This is a genomic window from Desulfuribacillus alkaliarsenatis (assembly GCF_001730225.1).
GTDB lineage: Bacteria > Bacillota > Bacilli > Desulfuribacillales > Desulfuribacillaceae > Desulfuribacillus > Desulfuribacillus alkaliarsenatis.
Map to the genome: position 1 here is coordinate 1 of NZ_MIJE01000030.1, position 23,891 is coordinate 23,891.

At 37.5% G+C, this 23,891-nt stretch carries 25 protein-coding genes and 1 pseudogene; 23 read left to right on the forward strand and 3 right to left on the reverse strand.

Annotated elements, in window-relative coordinates:
- On the reverse strand, positions 1-98 hold a 98-nt coding region (locus BHF68_RS15845), incomplete at its 3' end, for a LuxR C-terminal-related transcriptional regulator (RefSeq protein ID WP_141706230.1).
- 72 nt (positions 99-170) lie between these two features.
- On the opposite strand from BHF68_RS15845, the gene BHF68_RS08590 reads away from it, so the two are divergent.
- From BHF68_RS08590 to BHF68_RS08610, 5 genes are all read left to right on the forward strand, one after another.
- A complete protein-coding gene (locus BHF68_RS08590; RefSeq protein ID WP_069643243.1) occupies positions 171-446 on the forward strand; it encodes a hypothetical protein in 276 nt (91 codons plus the stop codon).
- Positions 447-490: 44 nt separating this feature from the next.
- Positions 491-1,243 (forward strand): hypothetical protein, encoded by a 753-nt coding sequence (locus tag BHF68_RS08595; RefSeq protein WP_141706255.1) that lies wholly within the window; start codon positions 491-493, stop codon positions 1,241-1,243.
- A 196-nt stretch (positions 1,244-1,439) separates the two neighbouring features.
- Positions 1,440-1,886: a hypothetical protein gene (locus BHF68_RS08600; protein WP_069643245.1), complete on the forward strand. Its 447-nt coding sequence runs from the start codon at positions 1,440-1,442 to the stop codon at positions 1,884-1,886.
- Between the two features lie 384 nt (positions 1,887-2,270).
- Positions 2,271-3,095 carry a pentapeptide repeat-containing protein gene (locus tag BHF68_RS08605; RefSeq protein WP_069643246.1) on the forward strand — a complete coding sequence of 275 codons (825 nt, stop codon included), beginning with the start codon at positions 2,271-2,273 and terminating at the stop codon, positions 3,093-3,095.
- A 220-nt stretch (positions 3,096-3,315) separates the two neighbouring features.
- The gene (locus BHF68_RS08610; protein WP_069643247.1) at positions 3,316-4,164 is read left to right on the forward strand and encodes a hypothetical protein; all 849 of its coding nucleotides are present in this window, start codon (positions 3,316-3,318) and stop codon (positions 4,162-4,164) included.
- Between the two features lie 30 nt (positions 4,165-4,194).
- On the opposite strand, the gene BHF68_RS08615 is transcribed toward BHF68_RS08610, so the two are convergent.
- On the reverse strand, positions 4,195-4,638 hold the full coding sequence (locus tag BHF68_RS08615) for an IS110 family transposase (protein WP_084019312.1): 444 nt from the start codon (positions 4,636-4,638) through the stop codon (positions 4,195-4,197).
- Positions 4,639-4,937: 299 nt separating this feature from the next.
- Between BHF68_RS08615 and BHF68_RS08620 the strand changes: the two genes are divergently transcribed.
- From BHF68_RS08620 to BHF68_RS08645, 6 genes and pseudogenes are all read left to right on the forward strand, one after another.
- Complete coding sequence (locus BHF68_RS08620; protein WP_069643249.1) at positions 4,938-5,204, forward strand: type II toxin-antitoxin system prevent-host-death family antitoxin; 267 nt, start codon at positions 4,938-4,940, stop codon at positions 5,202-5,204.
- Positions 5,197-5,511, forward strand: coding sequence for a type II toxin-antitoxin system RelE/ParE family toxin (locus BHF68_RS08625; protein ID WP_069643250.1), 315 nt, complete (start codon positions 5,197-5,199; stop codon positions 5,509-5,511). Before BHF68_RS08620 ends, BHF68_RS08625 begins: the two co-directional genes overlap by 8 nt.
- A 216-nt stretch (positions 5,512-5,727) precedes the next feature.
- Positions 5,728-6,354, forward strand: coding sequence for a hypothetical protein (locus tag BHF68_RS08630; RefSeq protein ID WP_069643251.1), 627 nt, complete (start codon positions 5,728-5,730; stop codon positions 6,352-6,354).
- A 140-nt stretch (positions 6,355-6,494) separates the two neighbouring features.
- On the forward strand, positions 6,495-7,163 hold the full coding sequence (locus tag BHF68_RS08635; protein ID WP_069643252.1) for a class I SAM-dependent methyltransferase: 669 nt from the start codon (positions 6,495-6,497) through the stop codon (positions 7,161-7,163).
- A 179-nt stretch (positions 7,164-7,342) separates the two neighbouring features.
- Positions 7,343-7,558, forward strand: a pseudogene (locus BHF68_RS08640) (NUDIX domain-containing protein); the annotation flags it as partial.
- Positions 7,559-7,661: 103 nt separating this feature from the next.
- Positions 7,662-8,933: an MFS transporter gene (locus BHF68_RS08645; protein ID WP_069643253.1), complete on the forward strand. Its 1,272-nt coding sequence runs from the start codon at positions 7,662-7,664 to the stop codon at positions 8,931-8,933.
- A 39-nt stretch (positions 8,934-8,972) separates the two neighbouring features.
- Here the strand turns inward: BHF68_RS08645 and BHF68_RS08650 are convergent, their stop codons facing one another.
- Entirely contained in the window at positions 8,973-9,476 is a 504-nt protein-coding gene (locus BHF68_RS08650; protein WP_069643254.1) for a nitroreductase family protein, read from the reverse strand.
- A gap of 229 nt (positions 9,477-9,705) precedes the next feature.
- Here BHF68_RS08650 and BHF68_RS08655 point away from each other — a divergent pair, with 229 nt between their 5' ends.
- The 12 genes from BHF68_RS08655 (at position 9,706) to BHF68_RS08710 (ending at position 23,890) form a co-directional block, all read left to right on the forward strand.
- Complete coding sequence (locus tag BHF68_RS08655; protein WP_069643255.1) at positions 9,706-10,734, forward strand: CapA family protein; 1,029 nt, start codon at positions 9,706-9,708, stop codon at positions 10,732-10,734.
- A gap of 84 nt (positions 10,735-10,818) precedes the next feature.
- Positions 10,819-12,438, forward strand: coding sequence for a gamma-glutamyltransferase (ggt, locus tag BHF68_RS08660; RefSeq protein ID WP_084019313.1), 1,620 nt, complete (start codon positions 10,819-10,821; stop codon positions 12,436-12,438).
- 32 nt (positions 12,439-12,470) lie between these two features.
- Positions 12,471-13,346, forward strand: a complete 876-nt coding sequence (locus tag BHF68_RS08665) for a response regulator (RefSeq protein ID WP_069643257.1) — start codon at positions 12,471-12,473, stop codon at positions 13,344-13,346.
- 15 nt (positions 13,347-13,361) lie between these two features.
- Positions 13,362-15,506: an ATP-grasp domain-containing protein gene (locus BHF68_RS08670; RefSeq protein ID WP_069643258.1), complete on the forward strand. Its 2,145-nt coding sequence runs from the start codon at positions 13,362-13,364 to the stop codon at positions 15,504-15,506.
- Between the two features lie 227 nt (positions 15,507-15,733).
- Entirely contained in the window at positions 15,734-17,062 is a 1,329-nt protein-coding gene (locus tag BHF68_RS08675) for a dicarboxylate/amino acid:cation symporter (RefSeq protein WP_084019314.1), read from the forward strand.
- A gap of 164 nt (positions 17,063-17,226) precedes the next feature.
- Positions 17,227-18,414 carry a dicarboxylate/amino acid:cation symporter gene (locus BHF68_RS08680; protein ID WP_069643259.1) on the forward strand — a complete coding sequence of 396 codons (1,188 nt, stop codon included), beginning with the start codon at positions 17,227-17,229 and terminating at the stop codon, positions 18,412-18,414.
- Between the two features lie 292 nt (positions 18,415-18,706).
- Positions 18,707-19,030 (forward strand): PadR family transcriptional regulator, encoded by a 324-nt coding sequence (locus BHF68_RS08685; RefSeq protein ID WP_069643260.1) that lies wholly within the window; start codon positions 18,707-18,709, stop codon positions 19,028-19,030.
- A 2-nt stretch (positions 19,031-19,032) separates the two neighbouring features.
- A complete protein-coding gene (locus BHF68_RS08690; protein ID WP_069643261.1) occupies positions 19,033-19,578 on the forward strand; it encodes a DUF2812 domain-containing protein in 546 nt (181 codons plus the stop codon).
- 94 nt (positions 19,579-19,672) lie between these two features.
- The gene (locus BHF68_RS08695; protein ID WP_301553615.1) at positions 19,673-20,836 is read left to right on the forward strand and encodes a type III polyketide synthase; all 1,164 of its coding nucleotides are present in this window, start codon (positions 19,673-19,675) and stop codon (positions 20,834-20,836) included.
- 86 nt (positions 20,837-20,922) lie between these two features.
- Positions 20,923-21,447: an isoprenylcysteine carboxyl methyltransferase family protein gene (locus BHF68_RS08700; RefSeq protein WP_069643263.1), complete on the forward strand. Its 525-nt coding sequence runs from the start codon at positions 20,923-20,925 to the stop codon at positions 21,445-21,447.
- 152 nt (positions 21,448-21,599) lie between these two features.
- Positions 21,600-22,850 (forward strand): NAD(P)/FAD-dependent oxidoreductase, encoded by a 1,251-nt coding sequence (locus BHF68_RS08705; protein WP_069643264.1) that lies wholly within the window; start codon positions 21,600-21,602, stop codon positions 22,848-22,850.
- Between the two features lie 197 nt (positions 22,851-23,047).
- Entirely contained in the window at positions 23,048-23,890 is an 843-nt protein-coding gene (locus BHF68_RS08710; protein WP_069643265.1) for a Cof-type HAD-IIB family hydrolase, read from the forward strand.
- Position 23,891: the final 1 nt, after the last annotated feature.

Below are 23,891 nucleotides of genomic sequence, written 5' to 3' on the forward strand. Positions count from 1 at the left end.
TTCTTGACGGTGTTTCGTGAGCACTGGCAGCTAGATGAAATACTGCGTTGGCTCATACCTTGACTATTAAGCCTAAGGATTTCTCGATATTTGGTCATTTGGTTTGACCTCCTGTATTTGATTTGCACCTGATGGTGCATTTATCCATTATACAAGAGGTGGCTCTCGCCATGACCATAGTGGCTCTATCTGATGAACATGGTGGCTCATTTCAAGTACACACGTGGTTCATTTCTAAAATATTACTCAGTGAATACGTTTTTTTGAAAAAAATAGATTTGATAGAATTGAATGGATTACAGATTAAAGACTTTACCGTAGATATAGGTGTAATGGATTATGGTATTGAGATTGATGGTATAATTGGAACCGATTTTCTTATGAAAGTAAGAGGAGTAGTTGATTTAGATAAGTTACTTTTTGAAAGCAGACTCAAAGAAGGGTGAGCCTCCGCATAACACAATTATCACCGCAAGGGGGCGGAAGCATTTTGATAAAAGGAGCAACGCTTTGTAGAAGAGGCAGAAGCAACTGTCGCACCATATTTCTTCGCTGGGTGCGGAGCACCGCAAAGAAGTATTCACCGAGAGCACAGCTCAGAAACACCGATGATACACGTCCGTTATATGATATGTGGAGAAATGGATTTAGTTTCGATTTATTGGAGGTTGTTATGGATAAAAGGAATAAAATGATACTTATAGCAGTTATTATAGCGGTATTATTAACCGCAGGATGTAGAGTACAAGATTTTGATAAAAGAGATAGAATATATTCAGAATATATAGACGCATATGTCAAGATTCAAAACAAAATTAGTCTTTTAACTTCAGAAGTAACAGAAGCTATTGAAAATGATGAAATAAATGAAAAAGACAGATTAAAGATTATTTTAGATAGTATTAGAAAAGCAGAAAACTCTATTGCAACATATGTGACACACATACCAACTCCAATAGATAAAGAAACAGAAGAAATCAGAAATTTAATAAACAGCGAGATATATAGCTTACCTTACTTAATGATTAATGAACATAATAGAATAGATGACTTAAATGATAGCCAAATAAATGAGAATATAAGAACGGAAGAGATAGAGCAATACTTTACTTGGTTAGTTAATCTACTAGAGAGTTTAATGTTAGCAATGGAAATTCAAAAGAGTAATGAAACAGATTTAAATAATATTATAGATAGGAAGAACATAATAGTATCGGTAATAGCGAATTCGAATCCTAAGTAATCAGATTGTAAGTTTGACTATACACATCATATAACAACGCATCACCACACCCCTGAGCCTAACCAGAGTCGGCTTGCTCGAGGCTAAGATAAGGAGCTATCTAACCCTCGGTCTGCGCCTGTAAGGCTCAGGGGCGTCGGTGATGCAAACCGTTCTACGACATATCAGCTACAAATCAGAAGGAGGTCGATAAGCAATGAATATCGAAAAACATCGATTTAGAGGACCATGGAGTCTTTGGTTTATAGGGATACTTTTCTTGTTTCTTTATGCCTACGGGGTATATGATTTTGTTATGATGCTTGGGCATAATGTCGAATATTACAGTTCTAACAACTATGGAGATGAAGTGTTTGAATATTTCACAGACTACCCTGTGCTAACGTTAATGCTCTGGATAATAAATATTGTCAGTGGTGTAATAGCACCAATACTACTTTTGTTTCGCTCGCGCTGGGCAGTAATGATGGCGCTTATATCTGCTATTTCTATATTGATATTACAATTTATAACTTTTGCATTTATGAATAGGTGGAATGTTTTTGGTCCATGGGTATCTCTCTTTGATATAGCAATAATGCTAATGACATTCGGACTTTTTGTTTATTGCAAGGCGATGGCTAAGCGAGATGTGTTGATATAGGATACGTTGTAAAATGAGTAAGTATGATTTAGAGTACATATTATATTTATCTATAAACAAACGGGAACGTTTGTTGTTATATTGTGCAGGTGTTACGTTCGTTTGCTTAGTCAAGATGCACGATACGTCGCAGAACAACACAGTCCAGCAAAGGTACGGAAGAATTGGATGCATGAAGAATTGCACTGTAGACTTAGCTCGAAGCAACTGCCGCGCGTCCTGCGCGGGATTCATAAAATAGTAATAGAGTACTGCACATATTATTGAAAAGCTTATTAAACTAACGAAGCAGGTTAATGAAAGAGTAGATTAAGTTGAACTGTTAGAAAACTATTAAAATTATTCTATTAAGAAAAAAATGTGAGATATAGGAAGTGCTGAAAAATGTTTAATGAATTAAAATCGGATTGTATTAATTGTTTTGGATTATGTTGTGTAGCGTTACCTTATGGAAAATCATCTGACTTTCCTTTTAACAAAGATGGCGGAAATCCTTGCCGTAATTTATGTTCAAATAACTTGTGTACTATACACAATCAATTGAGGGAGAAAGGCTTTCGTGGTTGTGTTTCTTATGAGTGTTTTGGTGCTGGTCAGCATGTTTCACAATCTATTTATAAAGGTAAAGATTGGCGTGAAGATGCTGAGCGTGCAGAGGAAATGTTTGCTGTATTTCCTCTTGCCCAACAACTGTATGAAATGCTCTGGTATCTCCAACAAACTCTTACTTTAAAGGAAACACAATCGTTACATAGTAGCCTGCAAAAGATTTACGAAGAAACGATTGAACTAACCATAAAAAAGCCAGAAGAGATTTTAATAATTGATATAACGGCACACAGAAGCAAGGTCAACGATCTGTTAATAGACTCAAGTGAAATGTATAGAGCCAACAGGAATAAAAAAGGTAAAAAGAACGGTTTGAAGAAAAAGTCAGACTATTTAGGAGCGAATTTAAAGGGGTTTAATCTACAAGGCGAAGATTTTCGTGGAAAACTAATGATAGCATCAAATTTAAGCCAAAGTGATTTGAGGGGAGCTGATTTTATTGGTGCTGACCTTAGAGACGCAGATTTAAGGGGTGCTGATTTATCTGAAGTTCTTTTTCTTACACAGTCACAAATCAATTCAGCAGTTGGAGATGTTCATACTAAAATACCAAGTAATTTAGAAAGACCAAGCCATTGGGTTAACAAAAATGTTTCTTAATCTTCTCGCACTAACGGTGAACATTAGTTCAATAGACATTTTTGCTAGTTACTAACATTAAATATAAAAAGCACAATAATGAAATAACGCAGCGTCCTGCTGCTCTTGATTGAGGGTCATAGTCCACGCATAACAACGCAGTCCAGCTTGCGGACGTGCCACGTTATAGGAAATATCAGTTTCGGAGAAGCATAAAGCAGAAAAGTCTAGGAGTGAAAATATGATTAGAAGACTTGTAATGCTATTTATAATTGTTACAATTCTTTATCCTGCTAATACAATGGCAAATGGATCTCCTTATAATTATAGAGATCCTGGCACAATAACAGGTTCCATTTCTCCAATAGAAGAAACAAATATAGCAGTTGCTAAAGAGTTAATAAATATAAACCTGGTTAAGAAAACAAACAATAATGAATTGTATTCCGATATCGATGTAGAAGTGTATGTAAAATATGAGCTATACAATTATAGTAGCAAAGAGATTACTGTTCCAATTGCGTTTCCACAAGATGGAGAAAGCAGGGATTGGACTGTTGTTTTAAATGGACAGGAAATACCTTTGGGTAAAACCTATCCAATAATGCTTGATGTAGAATATGACGCTAATTGGGTCAACCCATTAAACGGAAGTTTAGTAGAAGCACATTCTCTAGAAGCGTGGGAAATAAAAGGACCAATAGCACAAACCTTTACAGCGTCTATAATATCGGGCGAAAATGTTCTTGAGATAAGATACATAGTAAAAGCAGGAGTTAATGAGAGGGTAGGTGCCAAGAATCCAGCGTATCGTTTCGCATATCTCCTTACTCCAGCATCCAATTGGAAAAGCTTTCAGGATTTAACTATAAATCTTAACATACCATTTTCACATATCTTGTATAGTTCATTAGACCTTAAAAAGATAGACGATTCTAAATGGATTGGTGAGTTTGAAGAGTTACCCATAAAAGACTTGTATTTGCACTTTAAGATAGAAGATAATAAACCAAACTATCAAGTATTCTATTACATTTTTATAGTAGTTCTGCTTGGCATAATAATAGCAAAAGTGAAAAAGGTAATATAAATTCAGAGTGTGGTTGTGTAAGGATACTACCTATAAACCACCTGCAAAAGCTACCAGTTGTTTGGAAGAAGGAAAGTTAGAAATAACATTCAAAGAGGTTTTACAACAAAGGTGAGAAAATACTTTATCATAGTTTGGAAAAACCAGATCAAGAGTACTTCTAAAGCGAAGTTGAGCCTCCGTATATAGGGTATTAAAACCATCATATTGACGACAAAGATTTCTTAGATCAATTAGAGAATTATCAAGTTTATTACGAAGTTTAAAATCACTTAAGTAATAAACTTGAGCAATGCGATTAGCATCAATTGGATCAGTTTTAATCTTACGAATAGACTTTTTCTTTTGCTGGTGAGTTTGAAGGGGATTAAGAATAATAACTCTGTATCCCTCATTTTCAAAGAACTCCACCAGCGGCCTAGAAAAATTACCAGTAATCGAGATATGAAGATTGCCTAGGCTTGAACAGTTTATACGACGGGATCATAGTCCCAACAATGTGTACGTTAAAAAAGTTCATATCCAGATTAAACTGGTTATGAACCTATTATACGAACAATGTGTATGCACAAGGGTGCGGAAGCAATTTGATGCAAGAAGCATAGTTATGACGGACTATCGCGAAGCAACTGCCGCACCGCATTTCTTCGCTGTGTGCACAGCACCGCATAAGAAGTATTTCCTAACAAAAACAGGTCTTTATTAAGTCAAAACAGTTGTTGGTATATCGATATTACGATATAATATTGATATAAAGAACTGGAGGTGTAGTTATGCCAGAGATAAGACCAAGCTCAGATCTTAGGAATAAGTATAATGAAATATCACAGTTTTGCCACGAGTATAATGAACCTGTATACATTACTAAAAACGGTCAAGGCGATTTAGCTGTAATGAGTATTGAAACTTATGAGCGTCTTGTTGGAAAATATGAATTATATAAATTACTTGACGATGGATTAGAAGCAAAGAAAGAGAAGAAGGTAAGAAATTTCAATGAAGCATTAGTTGACATTCAGAAAGGTTTAGAAAATGAGTAGATATTTAATTGGAATTACTGAACCAGCTGAAGAAGATTTGCGTCAAATTGGTAAGTACATCACAAAAGAATTTTTGAGCCCTGTTACCGCTAAAGAAGTTATTAATAAAATTGGTAATGAAATTCTTCGTTTAGAGATTATGCCTTTGAGGAATGCGATAGTACCAGATGAAAGACTTACTCTTCTTGGCATAAGAAAGATTATAGTCGATAATTATTTAGTTTTTTATATTGTCGAGGAGAGTAGTCGGATAGTTACGGTAATTAGGATACTTTATAAAAGGAGAAACTGGTTGAGTTTGCTATAAAATTGGATATGATGAAGTCACCGACGTCCTGTCGGTCTCTGTTCATTGAAGGCAATCAACAACACTTAACAACGCATCTACGCTCGGTTGTCCGAGGAAAAAGCATAGAAGTTAATACAGACAACACATGACCCAGCCTAACATAAGAGCTATGTAAGGCTGGGTCACGTCGTAGATACCCGTCCGTTAGACGACATCAAACAAGGATGTGTAGAAATGAAAAGATATTGGATTATATTATTGGTATTTTTGATTACTATAACTGCAGGTTGCGATCAATCTGATTCGATAAGTGATAAAAAAGATATTATTAATACCGGTATCCAAGAACAGTTTCCAATAGAAGCAACACCATCTAGTGAGGCGGAAGATAATATCTATTTTGATTCTCAAGGCATAGCAGTAGGTGATAAATTTGGTAATTTTACGGTGATTGATGTTTATCTAGATGATGAATATGGGATGGAGAAAGTTGTTTTTGAAGGAACTTTCACTCTATCGGGAGAATTAATACCTAATATTATTGGAGAGAGTAGATACGGAATACTAATAAGTAAAGTAGATATAATTAATAATTTGCCTGTTCCGACAACATGGGAACCAGTTAATTTTGATGACAATTATAAAGGTTATTTCCGAGTTTTAAGTGACGAAGAAGTTATTAAAAACATAGGAGAAGATAGGGACAGTTTAATATGGGAGAAAGCAGAGATGGGCATAGATATCAGATGTAAGATATCAGCTGTATTTAATTCATATACCTACTGGGTACAACCTAACACAGATGTTTCAAGTAGCCTAGGATTGAAAGAGATTATTTTTATAGAAGAGGTAGATTATTAATATAGTAGACGTCGGTCTAACAACGCAGTCCAGCAAGGGCGCGGAAGCAGGGATACACGAAGTAGTACCCGTAGGAATCGGCATGTAGCAACTGCAGCACGTCCTGCGCGGATAAAAAGAGAAATTTGGGGTGAAATATCTTGGATAATGAAACGAAAAAAGACTTGGACTTACAACACTCTCACTGGGAAAAACATTGGGATCACTCAAAAAATCCACAATCATTTTTTGAATCTCCAAGTAATGCAGTTAAAATAGCGGCTAAACAGTTTAAAAAGAAAGGGAATACAAAGGTTCTAGAGTTAGGTGGAGGACTAGGGCGGGACACTTTGTATTTAGCAAAACAAGGTTTTCAGGTCCATGTTTTGGAATACACAGAAAAGGGAGTTCAAACGATTCGTGACAAAGCAAAGGCGGCAGGTTTAATAGATTCTATTATTGTCATTCAGCATGACGTTAGAGAATCTCTTCCTTTTGAGAAGGATTATTTTGACTATTGTTTTTCTCATATGTTATATTGTATGGCTTTTACTAATAAAGAGCTGGAATTCTTATCTCAAGAAATTAAAAGAGTGTTAAAACAGAGCGCTATCAATGTATATACAGTCAGAAACACCAAAGACTCAATGTTTGGAACTGGTACACATAAAGGTGGAAACATGTATGAAATACAGGGATTTATTATAAACTTCTTTGATGAAATAATGATAAAACGATTGTCTAAAGGATTTGAACTACTAGAAATAAATGAGTTTGAGGAAGGAGAACTCCCTAAACGATTATATAGTGTCACTCTTAAAAAGATATAATTTTTACTCACGTGAGTGTTAACTTAATTCATATAAAGTCGCAGCGTCCTGCTGCTCTTGACTGAGGAGCATAGTACACGCCTAACAACGCAGTCCTACAAGGGTGCGGTAGCTATGAATGCACGAAGAAGTGCACTGTTGAATATAGCATGTACTAAAGGAGAGGTTACACAAAAATGATGAATAAATTCCCTGAGCCAACTGTCAGTGCTATTATTTTCAATCCTGATGGTAAATTACTCTTATGTAAATCTCATAAATGGGGGAATAAATATGTAATTCCTGGAGGGCATATAGAATTTGGCGAAAAGATGGAAGAAGCTTTAAAAAGAGAAACACTGGAGGAAACAGGTTTAAATATATATGATATAAAATTGATTAGTTTGAAAGAGAGTTGAGATATTTTATAATTATTAAGTTATTAAGCTAAGGATACTAGTTACCCAATATAGAGTCGGTTCATATAAATAGAGTAAAAACTATCAGGAGTATACTTCAGTGGATAAACAAAATAGCAAATTTAGATGGGTTGTATTTGCTACTGTAATGTTTACCTATTTATTGATTGCAAGCCAACGGACGGCGCCAGGGTTGATTACTAATCAACTGATGGCGGATTTTAATATAACGGCATCTACAGTAGGGTTACTAATTAGTGTTCAATTTTTTTTGTATACAGTTTTGCAAATTCCGATGGGCATTTTAGCTGACCGTTACGGTCCTAACTTATTACTGATTATTGGTACTACAATAACGGGCTTAGGTACAATTCTATATAGTTTGGGCAACCATGAAATAGTCTTGTTTATATCAAGAGTGCTTATAGGGACGGGAGATGCGACCATATGGGTCAACATGGTTTTGATTTTGAACCTATGGTTTAAGGCGAAAGAGTTTGTTAAGCTAATAGGGCTGGCGGGTATGACTGGAAGCCTGGGTTTTTTATTGGCAACTGTACCCTTCACTTTGTGGATTGGGTTGCTAGGCTGGAGACTAGCGTTTTTTTTCACAGGATTACTACTGTGTTTATGTGGTAGTTTGCTTTACTTTGTACTTATAAAGAAACAGAAGCAAATTTTTGTTGAGGAATACGCAGCGATAGAAAATAAAATGCAACGTGAAACACTACTAACTTTATTGCGTAGAATATTTTCAAATAAACAGGCGTGGGCTTTGTTTTTATGTCATTTTGGCATTGTAGGTGGTTATATAGGATTTATAGGTTCGTGGGCTGTGCCTTACGGGATGGATGTTTATGGGATTGCTCGTTCTGATGCAAGTCAATTGATTATGATAGGTCTTGTTGGGGCACTTATAGGAGCACCATTAGCAAGTTGGATTTCAAGTCGCTTAGATACTATTAAAAGGCCGTACTTAATTATTCATAGTATTGTATTGCTTAGCTGGGGTTCGTTTTTATTGTTCAATGGGAGTCCGCCACTTCCTATATTAATTATACTTTTCTTTATTGTTGGATTTGGTTTTGGTTCAAGTGCCCTTACCTTTGCAGCGGTACGTCAATCCTTTCCAGTTAAGGACGCGGGATTTGTCTCGGGATTTGTAAATACAGGCGGATTTTTGAGTGCAGCAATATTACCAAGTATGCTCGGGTATATATTGGACTTTTCCATGAAGGTAACTGGTAGCAGCGTGGATGGGTACTACTATGGTTTTATTATTATTGTTATCTTTTCTGCTCTTGGTTTGTTAGGGGTGCTTTTAATTCATGAAAAACAGCCCCCAAAACATTTGCGTTTTGAGGGTCGTTAATAGAGTTGCTAGAATATTGTAGTGGTCGTCTTTAAGAGATTACCAGCAATCGTAATGGATTCGTTCAGCGTTAAAACGATCTGCTGGAGATTTGTTTTCTCCAGGGTGCCCTATCGGGATAACTGCCAACGGTATTACGCTATTAGGTATGTTTAATAATTTTCTGAAATCGTCTGCATCTGCACTTTCCTCAGGGTAAATACCAACCCAAACCGCCCCAAGGCCTAAATCTGTAATAGTTATTAGCATGTTTTGAATAGCTGCAGAGCAATCTTGAACCCAGTAACCTTTAAATCTTTCCAAACTAGGATCTCCACAAACGACGATTGCGAGGGGAGCTTCCAAAAGCATATTTGAATATGGGTGTATTTTTGGTATTTCTTTAAGTATTGATGGCTTGCGAATTACAATAAAATGCCAGGGCTGCTGATTCCCAGCGGATGGGGCACTCATAGCAGCTTTTAAGATTTTTTCCACTTGTGCTTCAGATACATCATTTTTTGTGAACTTTCTAATACTTCTACGTTTGAAAATAGCATCCATATTGTCTTTCCCCCTCTTTGATAAGTTGTTAAATCAAATAAAGCTACTATATTTACTATGTAGCTCTTTTTGAATAGTATTTCCATTATACATCACTAGTACTATTTTCAAAAATTATTATATGCAATTAATCAGGGCGTTTTAATCAAATACAGCTTTGCCCTGACAAATCACTTACTGCCTGAATATATTGAATTAGATAATAGGTTAATATCTAGGGGTGAGACGAGTGACGACGATTAATATTGCTGCAGTTGGGGACATCCTGATGTGGAGGCCGCAGATAAATGCTGCACGAGCTAATGGTGGTTCCTATTCTTTTGATAAAATGTTTAAAGAGGTTATGCCAGAGCTTAAAAATGCAGATTTAACTATAGGGAATTTAGAAACCACCCTATCTGGACCTGAATTTCCTCACTTTCGAATTAATCCTAAAACAAAATACCCGATGTTTAATTGTCCAGATGAACTAGCGTCAACACTTAAAAGAGTCGGGTTTGATATACTTACGACTGCTAACAATCATTGTATGGACTGTGGAATCACTGGTTTGAATAGAACGTTAGATATTTTAGATAAACATAGCTTGATGCATACGGGTACTTATAGAACAGCAAATGAAGCACGTAAGGATTTAATTGTAAACGTAAAAGGAATCAAGATTGGCATACTTTCCTATACCTATGGCACGAATTTCATACCAGTACCAGAGGACAGGAAATGGGCAGTAAATAGTATCTATTACCCAAAGCTGAATAAAGACATTAAACGCTTAAAAAATAAAAGTGATTTAGTCATAGTATGTCTGCACTTCGGACGGGAGTTCTATAGATATCCTAGTGACAAGCAGAAAAAGACTGTAGAAAAAACTTTGGAATATGGTGCAGATATAATTCTAGGCTGCCACCCACACGTACTACAGCCGATTGTGTTTCACAAGCAAAAGAACAAATTAGTTATCTACTCATTAGGTAATTTCATATCACAAAAAATGCTAAATAATAAGCACAGTGAACGTGCGCTTATCCTAAAAATACAAGTTAAAAAAGATGACAATAATAACGTCACAGTTGCTGACTATAGTTATCTACCGACCTGGGTGCAAGAGCGTGCGGTTAATGGCAAAAAAGTTTATCGTGTTCTACCTGTTAAGCGTTTTCTAGATAAGCCAGATACGTTTATATCAAAAACTGACAGCGAGAGTTTGAAGCAAGCATGGAAAAGTATTACATCACATATTAAGGGTAAGGCTAGGTGAAAATAATTGACACACTAATAGTAGGGAATTATGCTATATTTACACTAGTATATGTTTAAGTACAGATTAATGGGGGTTCTTACTATGGGTAGTGGGACAAAGACGCGTCAAAAAAAGAAGACCTTAGCCATGAGTGATAAGGGGATGGTATCGACGGCATCTACAATTGCAACAGAGGCTGGAGTTGAAATTTTACAGCGAGGCGGTAATGCGATTGATGCTGCTGTTGCCGCTGCTTTTTGTTTAGGTGTAACTGAGCCCCAGGCTTCAGGACTAGGTGGACAAAGCATGGCACTGCTTAAAATGGCCAATGCCGAAACATCTGTAGCAGTTGACGGGTCCTCAAGGTCACCATTTAGTATTAATCCTAGTAATATTCCGAGCAAACGATTAAAGCTAGGTATTAAAGCAACAACTGTGCCATCCACGCCTGCTACATTAGGATATTTATTAGAGACATATGGAAGGCTAACTATTGAAGAGGTGTTGCAGCCCGCCATAAGAGCTGCTAGGGAAGGGTATTTAATAACTGCCTTACAGCATCGATTGCTAATGAAGGAAAGGGAGCACTTACTAAGGGACAGACTGGCAAGCTCTATCTTTTTCTCGAATGGTAATGCCTTGAGAGCCGGGGAACGCTTAGTTCAGAAAAGTCTTGCAAGCACTTTAGAGCAAATGGCTAGCTCAGGTTGGCGTGATTTCTACCATGGTCAGATAGCTGAGAAAATCCTTACTGATATGCAAGAGCAGGGAGGCTATTTTACGGAAATTGATCTGCAGCAAATTCCGATTCCGATAGAGCGACCTGTTTTAGAAGGTACTTACCGAGGCTTGAAAATAGAAACCTTTCCACCGCCGGGTGCAGGTAGAGCTTTAGTGCAGATTCTAAATATTTTAGAAACCTTTGAGCCAGAAGAGTTAGATTTAAATAAAACACAGGCAATCTTAATATTAGCCCTAGCATTTCGTGCGGCGCTAAGGGATAGAGAACGGATGCCAATTGACCCTGCTCGATATCTGCAATCAACGAATCAACTAATGGTCGATAAAGGCTATGCAGCGGAGATTACTGATCGTATAAAGGCGATAGTGGTACGGATACCTAAAGACGAGCTGTGTGCGCCACCTAAGACCTCGGGGGAAACAACGCATTTGTCTGTGGCTGATGCTGAGGGGAATATGATTGGTATAACACAATCGATTGAGCTAGTGTTTGGCAGCAAAACGATGGCGCAGGAGCTTGGATTTTTTTATAATAATTATATGAGTGCATACAACTACGAAGATATGACCCATCCGCATTACTTTTTACCTGGTACTGCCCCATGGAGTAGCGTGGCGCCGACATTAGTTTATGAAAATAATAAGCCGCGCTTATTACTAGGAAGCCCTGGTAGTGAACGGATTGCTACTAGTTTAGTGCAAGTAATATCGAGGGTTTTCGATGCGGGTGAAGATTTAGCGACTGCAATAGCTGCCCCAAGGCTACACTCCTCGAGCTCACAAAAAGTGCAAATTGAAAAGGAGCGCTTTTGTTCGGAGACAATAGAACATTTAGAAAAAGCAGGATTTCATATTGTTAAACGAGGTGCGTATAGCTTTTACTTAGGGTGCGTACAAGCGATATTACTGCCACACAAACCAGAACAGAAATTTGTTGGTGTTGCAGATATTAGGCGGGATGGGTCTGCCAAAGGTATGTAAGTTCAAGGATAGCTGAGAGGAGATAAAGCGTTATGAGAGTAGCCGTGGTTGTAGATTCAGTAAAGCTTGCCCGTGAACGGGTGTGTAAATTAATAGAAAAATTCGATTTTCATGTGCTGGAAGCAGAGACAGCGGAGCAGTTTTTCAACCATATGGAGGATTACCGATATAACGTTGATATAGTGTTTATGGATATACAGTTACCTGACGCAGACGGATTTGATTTAATTAAAAAGCTCAAGATAAAAAATTCCTCTGTGCCTGTAATTGTTGTAACGGCACAAACCAATAGAAACATGTTTATTAATGGAATAATAGCAGGAGCCTCAGAATACATCCTGAAACCTTATGAAGACGCAGAGCTTGAGTCGAGGTTTGTGAAAATAATAGGGTCAACTAGCTATTCTTCAGCTTCAGGTAGCAGTGAAATAAAGCCTATGATAACTATGAATCTTGACCGATTTTTACGTGGTGAAATTAGAAAGGCTCAAAAGGGCAAAATCGATTTATCTATAATGCTTCTAGCTTTCTATGATACAAGCCAGCCATTTAATCTAACGGTAGACGCAACCTATATTAAACAAAGCTATTATATACATAGGCAGTTGCAGCAATTGTTCTGGGACACTGATGTGTTTTTACCTTATGGATCGCAAACCTTTATTGGGATTTTTCCATTCTGTGATAAAGGGCAAACACTTCATATTAGAAGGAAAGTATTAAACAAATGCAGAGAAATTAAAGCAGAGAAACGGGAATTTAAATTTTATGATGTACAGATGACGTTCTCCTCATATCCTGAGGATGGAGAGACACGTGAGCAACTATTAGACGTTCTAATTGAAAGAATGACTGTCGCAATGAAAAGAGATAAGCAGGTACATAATAAAATTCTTAGTAAAATATAAGTATGGGGTGATATTTTGAAGATTGCTATTATTTATAATCGAGATAGTCAGGCCGTTATCAATTTGTTTGGTAAGCAAAATCGTGAGAAGTACGGATTACAAACTATAAATCGCATAAAAAATGCGCTGAAAGCTCAAGGTCATCAAGTACAAGCCTTCGAGGGTGATAAAAACATCATTCGTAAGCTTGAGGAATTTATGCCTTCGGTTATCAGTGGTGAGCGGCCAGGGTTAGTATTTAACCTTAGTTACGGAATTCAAGGTAGGGCCCGTTATACACACATTCCTAGTATTCTGGAGATGCTTGGTATTCCTTACGTAGGGTCTGGTCCAGAGAGTCATGGAATTGCTTTGGACAAGGTAGTTACGAAGATGATTCTCATACAAAAGGGTCTGCCGACGCCAAAGTTTGCTGTATTAGAAAAGCCAGACGATCCACTTGATGAAGCTTTAAGCTATCCAATGATTGTTAAACCAAGGGATGAAGCGGTCTCCTTTGGTCTAAAAGTCGTACGAAATGAGCAAGAGCTTCGTGAAGGGGTCAAATTCATTTATGATACATTCAATGGTCCGACATTGGTAGAGGAATTTATCGAGGGTATGGAAGTAAATGTAGGACTCTTAGGTAACCAGCCAGTGGAGGCACTACCACCAGTTGAGCTGCAATTTGGTGAAGGTGAACAAATCTATACATATGAAGATAAGACTAAACAGAGTGGTAGGACCGTACAGCATGTATGTCCAGCGAATTTATCTCCTGAACAATCAGAGCAAGTGCAGAAGCTTGCCATTGACGCATTTAAGGCTATCGGGTTATTTGACAGCGCTAGGGTAGATTTCCGAATTGATAAAGAAGGTAATCCTTATATTTTAGAAATCAACTCCCTTGCGAGCTTAGGCTTAGGTGGTTCATATGTATACGCTGCAAACTACGTTGGCTTAGACTATGACAAATTGGTCAATCGCCTAGTTGATGTTGCCAGTCAGCGCTATTTTGGAACACCGTTAGCGAGCCAACTGCAAACACGTACCAGGGATAAAAGGCAGGCAGTATTCACCTATTTGACTAAAAACAGGGACAAAATTGAAGAAGAACTAAAGCTATGGACAAATATATCAAGTAGAACAGAGGATGCCGTAGGCTTAAGTACGATTGTCAGGAAGCTAGATGAGCGCTTACAAAAGATTGGTTTGCATCTATCTGACGAATTAAGTAATCGACGTTCTGTATGGACGTGGGAAACTGAAGAGCAGAAAAAAGAAGGAACATTACTAGTGTTTCCAATAGACATTCCAATTGAACGTAGAGTATATCCAGTTCCTTTCCGCAAAGACCCTGAATGGCTTCATGGAGAGGGTATAGCATCAAGTCGTGCTGGCATCATCACAGTGCTTTATGCATTATCAGCTTTGAAGATAATTAAGAAACTGAAGGGAAAGAAAATCGGTGTTCTTGCATATAGTGATGAAGGTCGTGGAATGCGTTATAGCAACACATATCTACAGATGGCCGCCAGTAACTATGAACAGGTTTTAGTCATGAATCCTGGTATTTATCAGGGTAAAGTCGTTGACCAGCGAAGAGGATCAAGAAAATATAAGGTAGTCATTGATGGTTCGTCAATGCGCGTTGGTTCAAAGGTGAAGAAGGATGTAATGTCCTGGTTCATGGAAAGATACGATCAAATATCTCAGCTAAACCGTCCAGAAGATAAGCTATCTGTTGCTGTGCTCGATATTCATTCGGACCGCTATAGTATACTGCTCTCCCATCGATTGCAAGCAAATATATATGTAAACTACTTAAACTCAAAGCATGCGGATTTAGTGGAGAAGCGTCTGAAGGAGATATTTGTAGTTCAGGATAAAGAGATTCACTCAAACTTAGAGAAGCTAGAAGAAAGAGCGCCATTAATACGAAACAGAAGCACGAAGAAGCTAATAGAACAGCTGAAAAGCATCTCGGAGGAATGGCAGCTTCCGTTTGGCGTAGATTCAAGCTTGCTTCCATCAGCAGCTGGAGTAGTACCTACTAAGACACCAGTTTTATGTGGTTTAGCACCTGCTAGTAAGGATATATACACTCCTGATGAGGCAATTCATAGGGGAGAACTTCTACAAAGACTGTTGTTGCTAACGCTTTATTTACTAAAGGATTAAGGGAAGATAATAATCAAAGGTATAATTAAAAACTAAACACGTTGCCTCTCTACACATAATTAACATGTTATTTCTTGAATGTTTTAAGAGTTTCTCTGATGATTTAGATATAGATAATTTTTAATCATTTTGATGAGATAGATATATCTATTGAGAATCATCATACACTGGATAGTGGATGCTAGTTCAAGAAATTGCATAACAATTAGTTGTGGGGAGGTTTTCTCATGGTCAAAAACTATTTAGGATTACTACATCCAAGATCGTTAAAAGAAATGAATAGTCACCTGCAAAATATGATTAAAGGCCGTCTATGGGTTAAAATTCTTATTGCCTTGTTTTTAGGGATATTTGTTGGTTTTTTGTTAGGCCCAGACGCAGGTCTTGTTGATCAAGATAAAGCTAATGTTATAGGTAACTGGCTCGCGCTTCCTGGTCAGATATTCTTAAGTCTGATTCAGATGATTGTTGTTCCTTTAGTATTTGCTTCGATTATAACGGGTTTAGCCTCAAGTGAGGATATGGAACAATTGAAGAAGCTAGGGATTCGTGCTGTACTATTCTTTGTTATCACAACAACGATTGCGATTATTATAGGTTTAGCGATTGCTGATTTGATTCAGCCTGGGCAATACATAGATAACACTGCTATAGAAGTGACAATGGAAGGTGCTGTAGGGCAGCATGTGGATGGCCCCATAGAAGCCCCTTCGATTACGGAAATGCCACAGGTTATCGCCAACATACTGCCAGATAACCCCTTGGGAGCAATGGTAGAAAAGCAAATGCTCCAAGTAGTTCTGTTTGCTGTTATCCTAGGAATGGCTATATTAGCAATGGCGCCTCAGCAAGCAAAAATATTATTAGATTTACTAGGAGCAATCCAGGAGGTTGCAATGACAGTCGTTAAGTGGGCTATGGTTTTAGCACCGTTTGCTGTCTTTGGTCTAATTGCACAAACGACAATCCGTACTGGCTTAGACGCATTATTAGGGATGACCGTTTATATGGGTTCTGTAATATTGGGTTTGTTTATACTGTTGATTTTCTACTTAATGATTGTTGCTACGATTATTAGGCAGCCAATTGGATGGTTTATGAAGTCTATTAAAGATGTGCAGCTACTAGCTTTTTCTACATCAAGCTCGGCAGCAGTTATGCCACTATCGATTAAGACTGCTGAAGATAAGCTAGGAGTTAGACCGTCTACATCACAATTCATAATCCCGTTGGGAGCAACAATTAATATGAATGGAACTGCTCTATATCAAGGAGTAGCGACGATGTTTTTGGCCCAGGTATACCAGATTGAACTAAGTATGGCTGCATTAGCACTTGTTGTTGTTACTACAGTTGGAGCATCGATTGGCTCTCCAGCGACACCCGGGGTAGGTATTGTGATTTTAGCCATGGTACTTAGTAGCGTCGGTATTCCACCTGAAGGAATAGCCTTGATACTTGGAGTAGACCGTATCTTAGATATGACCCGAACTGCTATCAACGTAACAGGTGACTTAACAGCATGTTTGGTAATGGACAAATGGATTAAAGGATAAACGCTTTAAATTGCTAAATTCTCTATTATAAATCTAAAATCTGAATATTTTATGAATTTAGCATTTTCGCAATACTCTTTTAAATTGCAATTTTTGCTAGAATAGTGAAAAATATAGATATGGGCCTTTAGTAGGCTAATAAAATAAAGAAGAGGAGTAGGAAAATGCAAAAATTTGGTTTATTGCCAAGGTTGATTGCTGCCATTCTTTTAGGTATTGTCATTGGTACGTTTTTACCTGAGTGGGTTATTCGTGTTTTGGTAACCTTTAACGGCATTTTCGGTAGTTTTCTTTCATTCATCATTCCATTAATTATCATTGGTTTTATTGCACCGGGAATTGGCGACTTAGGTAGAAAAGCAGGGAAAATGCTCGGGATTAATGCGGGTATTGCCTATGTTTCTACGGTAATAGCAGGGACACTTGCGTTTTTTGTAAGTATCATGATATTACCAAATATTATCGAAGTAGGAAGCTTTATTACTGGTGGTGTTGAAGACACAGAAGCCATCAAGGTACTTCCAATAATCGAGCTTGCAATTCCACCGATTATGGGTGTAATTACAGCATTGGTTTTAGCGTTTACATTAGGATTAGGTATTGCTGCTATTCCTGGTGATACGTTAAAGAATTTCATGGCAGATTTTCAAGGTATTATTAAGCTAGTGATTACAAAAGTAATTATTCCATTATTACCAATTCATATTTTAGGTATCTTTGCAAACATGACCTATGGTGGTCAAGTAGGTACAGTATTATCTGTATTTGCGAAGGTGTTTGTAATGGTTATTGCAATCCATATCATTTATATTATCTTCCAGTACACGGTAGCATCTTCAGTGGGTGGAGGTAATCCGTTTAAGCTAATTCGCACAATGCTACCAGCTTACTTCACAGCTATCGGTACACAATCATCGGCAGCAACAATTCCAGTTACATTAAGACAAACTAAGAGAAATGGCATTAAAGATGAAGTTGCTGACTTTGCAGTACCGTTATCAGCAACAATCCATCTTTCAGGTAGTACAATTTCACTTGTAGCTTGCGCAATCGCTATCATGTTCTTAACTGGAATGGACGTAGCTTTTGGAGCTTTATTACCGTTCATCTTAATGTTAGCAGTAACTATGGTTGCAGCTCCTGGAGTACCTGGTGGTGCAGTTATGGCAGCACTAGGACTATTAGAGTCTATGCTTCTATTTGACCCTACGTTAATCTCGTTAATGATTGCGTTATATCTTGCACAGGATAGCTTTGGTACGGCGGCTAACGTAACAGGAGACGGTGCTATTGCAGTTATCATGAATAAGATTTCTGGTAACAAGCTAGAGGATGTTTCTAAAGATATCTAATAAAGATACTAAATATGTTGATGCAAAAATGTATGATATAAGCAATAAAGTATAATATAAATAAGCTGCGCTTAAATGTCAGGATTAGACGTTTAAGCGCAGCTTATATTTTTATAGAAGTAGTTAAAATATATATTGACAATTATATCGTCTGGCGATATAATCTAATTACTGTATATCGGCTTACGATGTATCGTCGGTAGATATATCGCTAGCAGATGCAATCGCATAGTTTTCAAGAAAAACTTAGAAATAAATAATAACAATATAGACAAAGATTGTAGGTGAGATAATGTCAAAAACACAAGAAACAGGTGCATTAACCGAAGCTATTTACTATATTTTATTGGCTGTTCACACACCGCTACATGGATATGGGATTATGCAATACGTGAGTGAAATTAGCAATGAAAGAGTGAGGCTAGGACCTGGTACGTTATATGGAGCAATTAACAACATGCTAGCAAAGGGCTGGATAGAGAGTGTGCAGACTCCAGTTGACGATAGAAAAAAGGAATATATGATTACTTCTCTTGGTAGGGAAGTTGTTCAGAAAGAAATCACTAGATTGGAAGAGCTACTTAAAAATGGGCGAAAAATAGCACGAGGTGAATAATTATGAAAAAAGTAGTACGAAAGTTGTTTGTAAATTTTGAAAAAGAAGAAAAATGGATTAATGAGATGGCGGCTAAAGGGTTACATCTTGTGGATTATTCTTTAGCTAGATACGTATTTGAGAAAGGAAAACCTGGAGAGTATATATATCGATTGGAATTGTTAGACCATCTTCCTAGTAGCGCAGAAGGTCAAGTATATATTGAATCTATGGAGGAGTATGGAGTAGAGTGTGTTGCTACATATTACAGCTGGGCTTTTTTTCGCAAACGTGCAACAGAAGGCTCTTTTGATATCTATACGGATTATGATTCTCGAATTAAGCACTATAAAAGTGTAATAACCTTAATTGGGATTGTTGCTGTCGTGAATCTAATAATAGCTTTTATGAATACAAACTTAGGATTAAACGCAGAAAACGAATCTGGGAAAATCAGTCTCTATTTGTCGTTGATTAACTGGTTTGTTGTTATAGTGCTAACTCCAGTGTTAATTTCTTTTATGATCTCGATGTTCAAACTTAAAAAAGCAAAAAAGCTCTATGAGTGAATCTCGATTGAGTAACTATCTATCATAGAATGTATCTGATTATACCTTGCGGAATAAATCGCTTAACTGATGCCTATACTATTAGCTATCCAGAATGAAGTGGAGGAAAATGGAAATGGCTATGATTTTATCCTTAGGCACATGTAACCCTCAATACCAGGTTAATCAAGAAACAACGTCCGCGTTTATTGAAAAGCTGTTCTCTAAACATCATCAAGATATTAATAGATTGCTACAGGTGGTGCAAAACGGCGAAATATTGAAGAGGCATATATCTGCACCAGCGGATTGGTTTGAACATAAGCATTCATTTCAGGAAAAAAACGAATTATATATTAAAACAGCAGTAGAATTAGGTGTTGAAGCAATAGACAGATGCCTCGAACACGAGCAGCTAAAGACGCTGTTAGGAAGAAAAGTTAGTTGTGACGAGATTGATGCTATATTTTTTGTTTCTAGCTCTGGTATAGCTACTCCGACTATTGATGCTAGGATTATGAATCTGCGCTCGTTTTCTCCTCACACTAAAAGGGTTCCTATCTGGGGTCTTGGTTGCGCTGGAGGAGTGGCGGGTATCTCTAGAGCCTTTGATTATTGTAAAGCATATCCAGAGGCTAATGTACTTGTATTATGTATTGAGCTTTGCAGTTTGACCTTTCAGCGAGAGGATTACTCAAAAAGCAATCTAATTGGGACTTCGCTGTTTGCTGATGGTGTAGCGTGCGCTTTAGTTAGCGGTGATCAATCAAATCTATTAAACTGGAGAAAAGGTCTTATTGCTAGCTCTGAAGCATCTGCTCGTAAAGCTATTCCAAGAGTCTTCGATACCATGTCTACGTTCATGCCTAACTCAGAGGATGTTATGGGATGGGACTTGAAGGATGATGGGCTGTATGTAGTATTTTCAAAGGATATCCCATCGATAATTCGTAGATGGCTAAAGCCGAATTTAGAAGAATTTCTTACTAGAAACAATATTGCAGCTAAAGACATTAAGCACTTCGTTGCCCACCCCGGTGGCAAAAAAGTTTTACAGGCGTATAGGGACGCTTTGCAGCTTGACTTTGAGATGACAGAAAAATCCAGATTGGTTTTACAGCAATACGGAAATATGTCATCGCCGACTGTATTGTTTGTGCTGAGTGAATTTATGGAGAGTACTTATAATGCAAATCAATGTCGTGAAGGTGACATTGGCATAATGCTAGCCCTCGGTCCAGGGTTTAGTTCTGAGCTAGCTCTGATAAAATGGACGTGAATGGTTAGCGTAAAGGAATAGATTATAGATTAAAAGCTTAAATTAGAGGCAACAATAGGACTACCTAGTACTAAGGAGGTCACTATATGTTGTTTTTAATTGGATTATTAATAGTTGTTATATTACAGAGAATTGGAGAACTACAAATTGCTGCTAGAAATGAGCAATGGATGCGCGAGCAAGGTGCGGTTGAGCATGGTAAAGAGCATTATAAGTATATAGTTATGATGCACGTTCTATTCTTCGTATCATTGTTAACGGAAGTGATAGCAAGTGGTGCTGAGCTAGCTACATGGTGGTGGATACCGTTTGTTTTATTTATGCTAGCCCAAGCATTGCGTTTTTGGACGATTCGTTCATTGGGCCAGTATTGGAATACGAAGATTCTAGTAATACCTAATGCAGAAAGGGTGAATAGAGGGCCTTATAGGTTTATTCGTCATCCTAACTATTTAATTGTTGCACTTGAGATTATTGCTATACCTTTGATTTTTCAAGCCTTTATTACGGCAGCTGTTTTTACTGTTCTTAACGCCTGGATACTACTATATGTGCGTATTCCAGCGGAAGAGAAAGCACTCAGGCTGCTTGCGGGCGAAAAACTTAGCTAAATAAAGAAGATAGTGAATCTTTTCACGAAATAGCCCTAAAGTATCATTGTATTACAACACATTCTCTTGTATAATCAGAGCTAACAGTATGTGAATGTGAGAACATTCACAAGCATGTACTTAATTCGGATGATAAACGGAGGTTCCTGAAAATGAATCAAGAGAAGCAACAAGACAGAAAAAGAGTAGTAATTTTGGGTGCTGGCTATGGCGGTGTAATTACAGCTCAAGGGCTTAGTAAGCTAGCGAACAAGTTACATATAGATATTACGCTAGTAAACAAGCATAACTATCATCAAATGGTAACAAAGCTGCACGAGCCTGCGGGCGGGCACTTAGATGGTGATGAAGTTCGCATTCCGCTTAGCAAGCTAATCGATGATAATGTTAAACTTGTTAAAGGTGTTGTAAGCAGGATTAACCCTGAAGAACAAAAAGTTTTACTTGAGGATCAGGAATTAGCATACGACTATTTAGTTATAGGCTTAGGATCAGATCCTGAGTATTTTGGCATTCCAGGACTGAAGGAAAACAGCTATCCACTTCGCAGTTTAAATGCAGCGAGGTTAATTAAAGTACAAATAGAGAGCTGTCTTGCAAAGTATAAAACAGACGAATGTAAAGACGGACTGCTGAATTTCGTAATTGGTGGAGCTGGATTTACTGGTGTTGAATTAGCTGGAGAACTAGGGGAATGGCTACCTAAGGTAGCACCTAAATATGATGTACCGTTAGACAAAATTAGGCTTATTTGTGCAGAAGCAGCTCCAACGGTGATGCCAGGGTTTGATGAAGAATTATCAAAGAAGACGGCTGAAATATTACAGAATAAAGGTGTGGAACTAAAGCTAGGAGTGCCAATTAAGGAAGTCACAGCAGATTACGTACAAATTGGTGAAGAGCAAATCCCTTCAAAAATGGTAATCTGGACAGGTGGAGTTCGAGGTAATACGGTACTTGAAGATTCAGGATTTAGTACACAGCGTGGTCGTGCAAATATAAACGAGAAACTACAATCTATCAACTATGACAATGTATTTATAATTGGTGATAGCTCTATATTCTTAGATGAGAATGGACGTGGCTTGCCCCCTACTGCGCAGATTGCAATGCAGCAAGGTGAGCACTTAGTGAAGAATCTAGAGAAATATTTAACAGGAAAAGAAATGGATGCATTCACATTCGTAAATCGTGGTGTAGTTGCATCGATAGGTCCATCTGATGCTGTAGGTATGGTCTTTGGCAAATACCGAATTGAGGGTAAAATAGCAGTTTGGATGAAGAAAGTTGTGCATTACCGTTATCTGTATATTTTTGGTGGGTTACCGTTGGTAGTGAGGGGTCTAATGGGAAACTTACCAAAGGTTAACTTAAAGGAAAACTATACTACTCAAAACGGCTAGATTATGAAGTAGTTAACACCAACTATAGTTAAATTCCAATACAGTTAACCTATAATTAATAATAGAATGTGTGTGGTTTTGTGTATAATATAAAATAACAATGTGTAGAATCGAGGCATAGTAAGCTCTCGATTCTTTTTTTGGTACATCAGAATTTACAGTGTGACATTTACATTTCGGTGATAGGAGTGAGTACTTTGGCCAAACTATTTGAAAATGTTCTACTCGTATGTGATATGGATGGGACATTATTAGATAGCTCTGATAAAATAAGCTTGGAAAACAAAGCTGCAATGCAGTATTTTGTAGATAATGGCGGTAGTTTGAGCATTGCTACAGGTAGGAAAGAAACGTCAGTAGCACCATATCTGCATGATTTGCCAATTAATGCACCCGCTATACTATATAATGGGTCTATAATCTATGATTTCGACCAAAATCTAGTACTATGGGAGAAGAGTCTAGAAGATGCATTAGAAGAGCTTTTGTTGCGTATTTACAATGACTTTAAAGAAGTTGGATTAGAAATATATAAGGACAACGATATTTTATTAATCAGGCGTAATTCATATACAGAATTTCATAGACAGAAAGAGCCATATCTTGATAAAGAGCATGTGCTAACGGAGCTTGAATTACCTTGGCGTAAGGTGCTATTTGCAGCAGAACCTGATGAACTAACAAAGGTAGAAGCGTATATTAATAGCTACTTCAATAAATTGAATATAGTTACTGATAATATGCCCTTTCGCATGTGTCGCTCGGAGCGCTTTTTTCTGGAATGGTTACCTATAGGAGTGTCAAAAGGAAATGCTTTAGAAGTACTAAAACAACAATTTGGTTACAAGGAATATTCCATTGTCACTGTTGGCAATGAAACGAATGATTTAGAGATGCTCTGTAGCCCATATGTGGGCTTTGCAGTTGAGAATGCCCATCCAGAAGCTAAAGAAGTAGCGATGCATATGTGTTCGCATCATGACTACCATGCTATTGCCAATGTAATAGAATGGCTAGAAAGTGTCTATAATAGAAAATGAG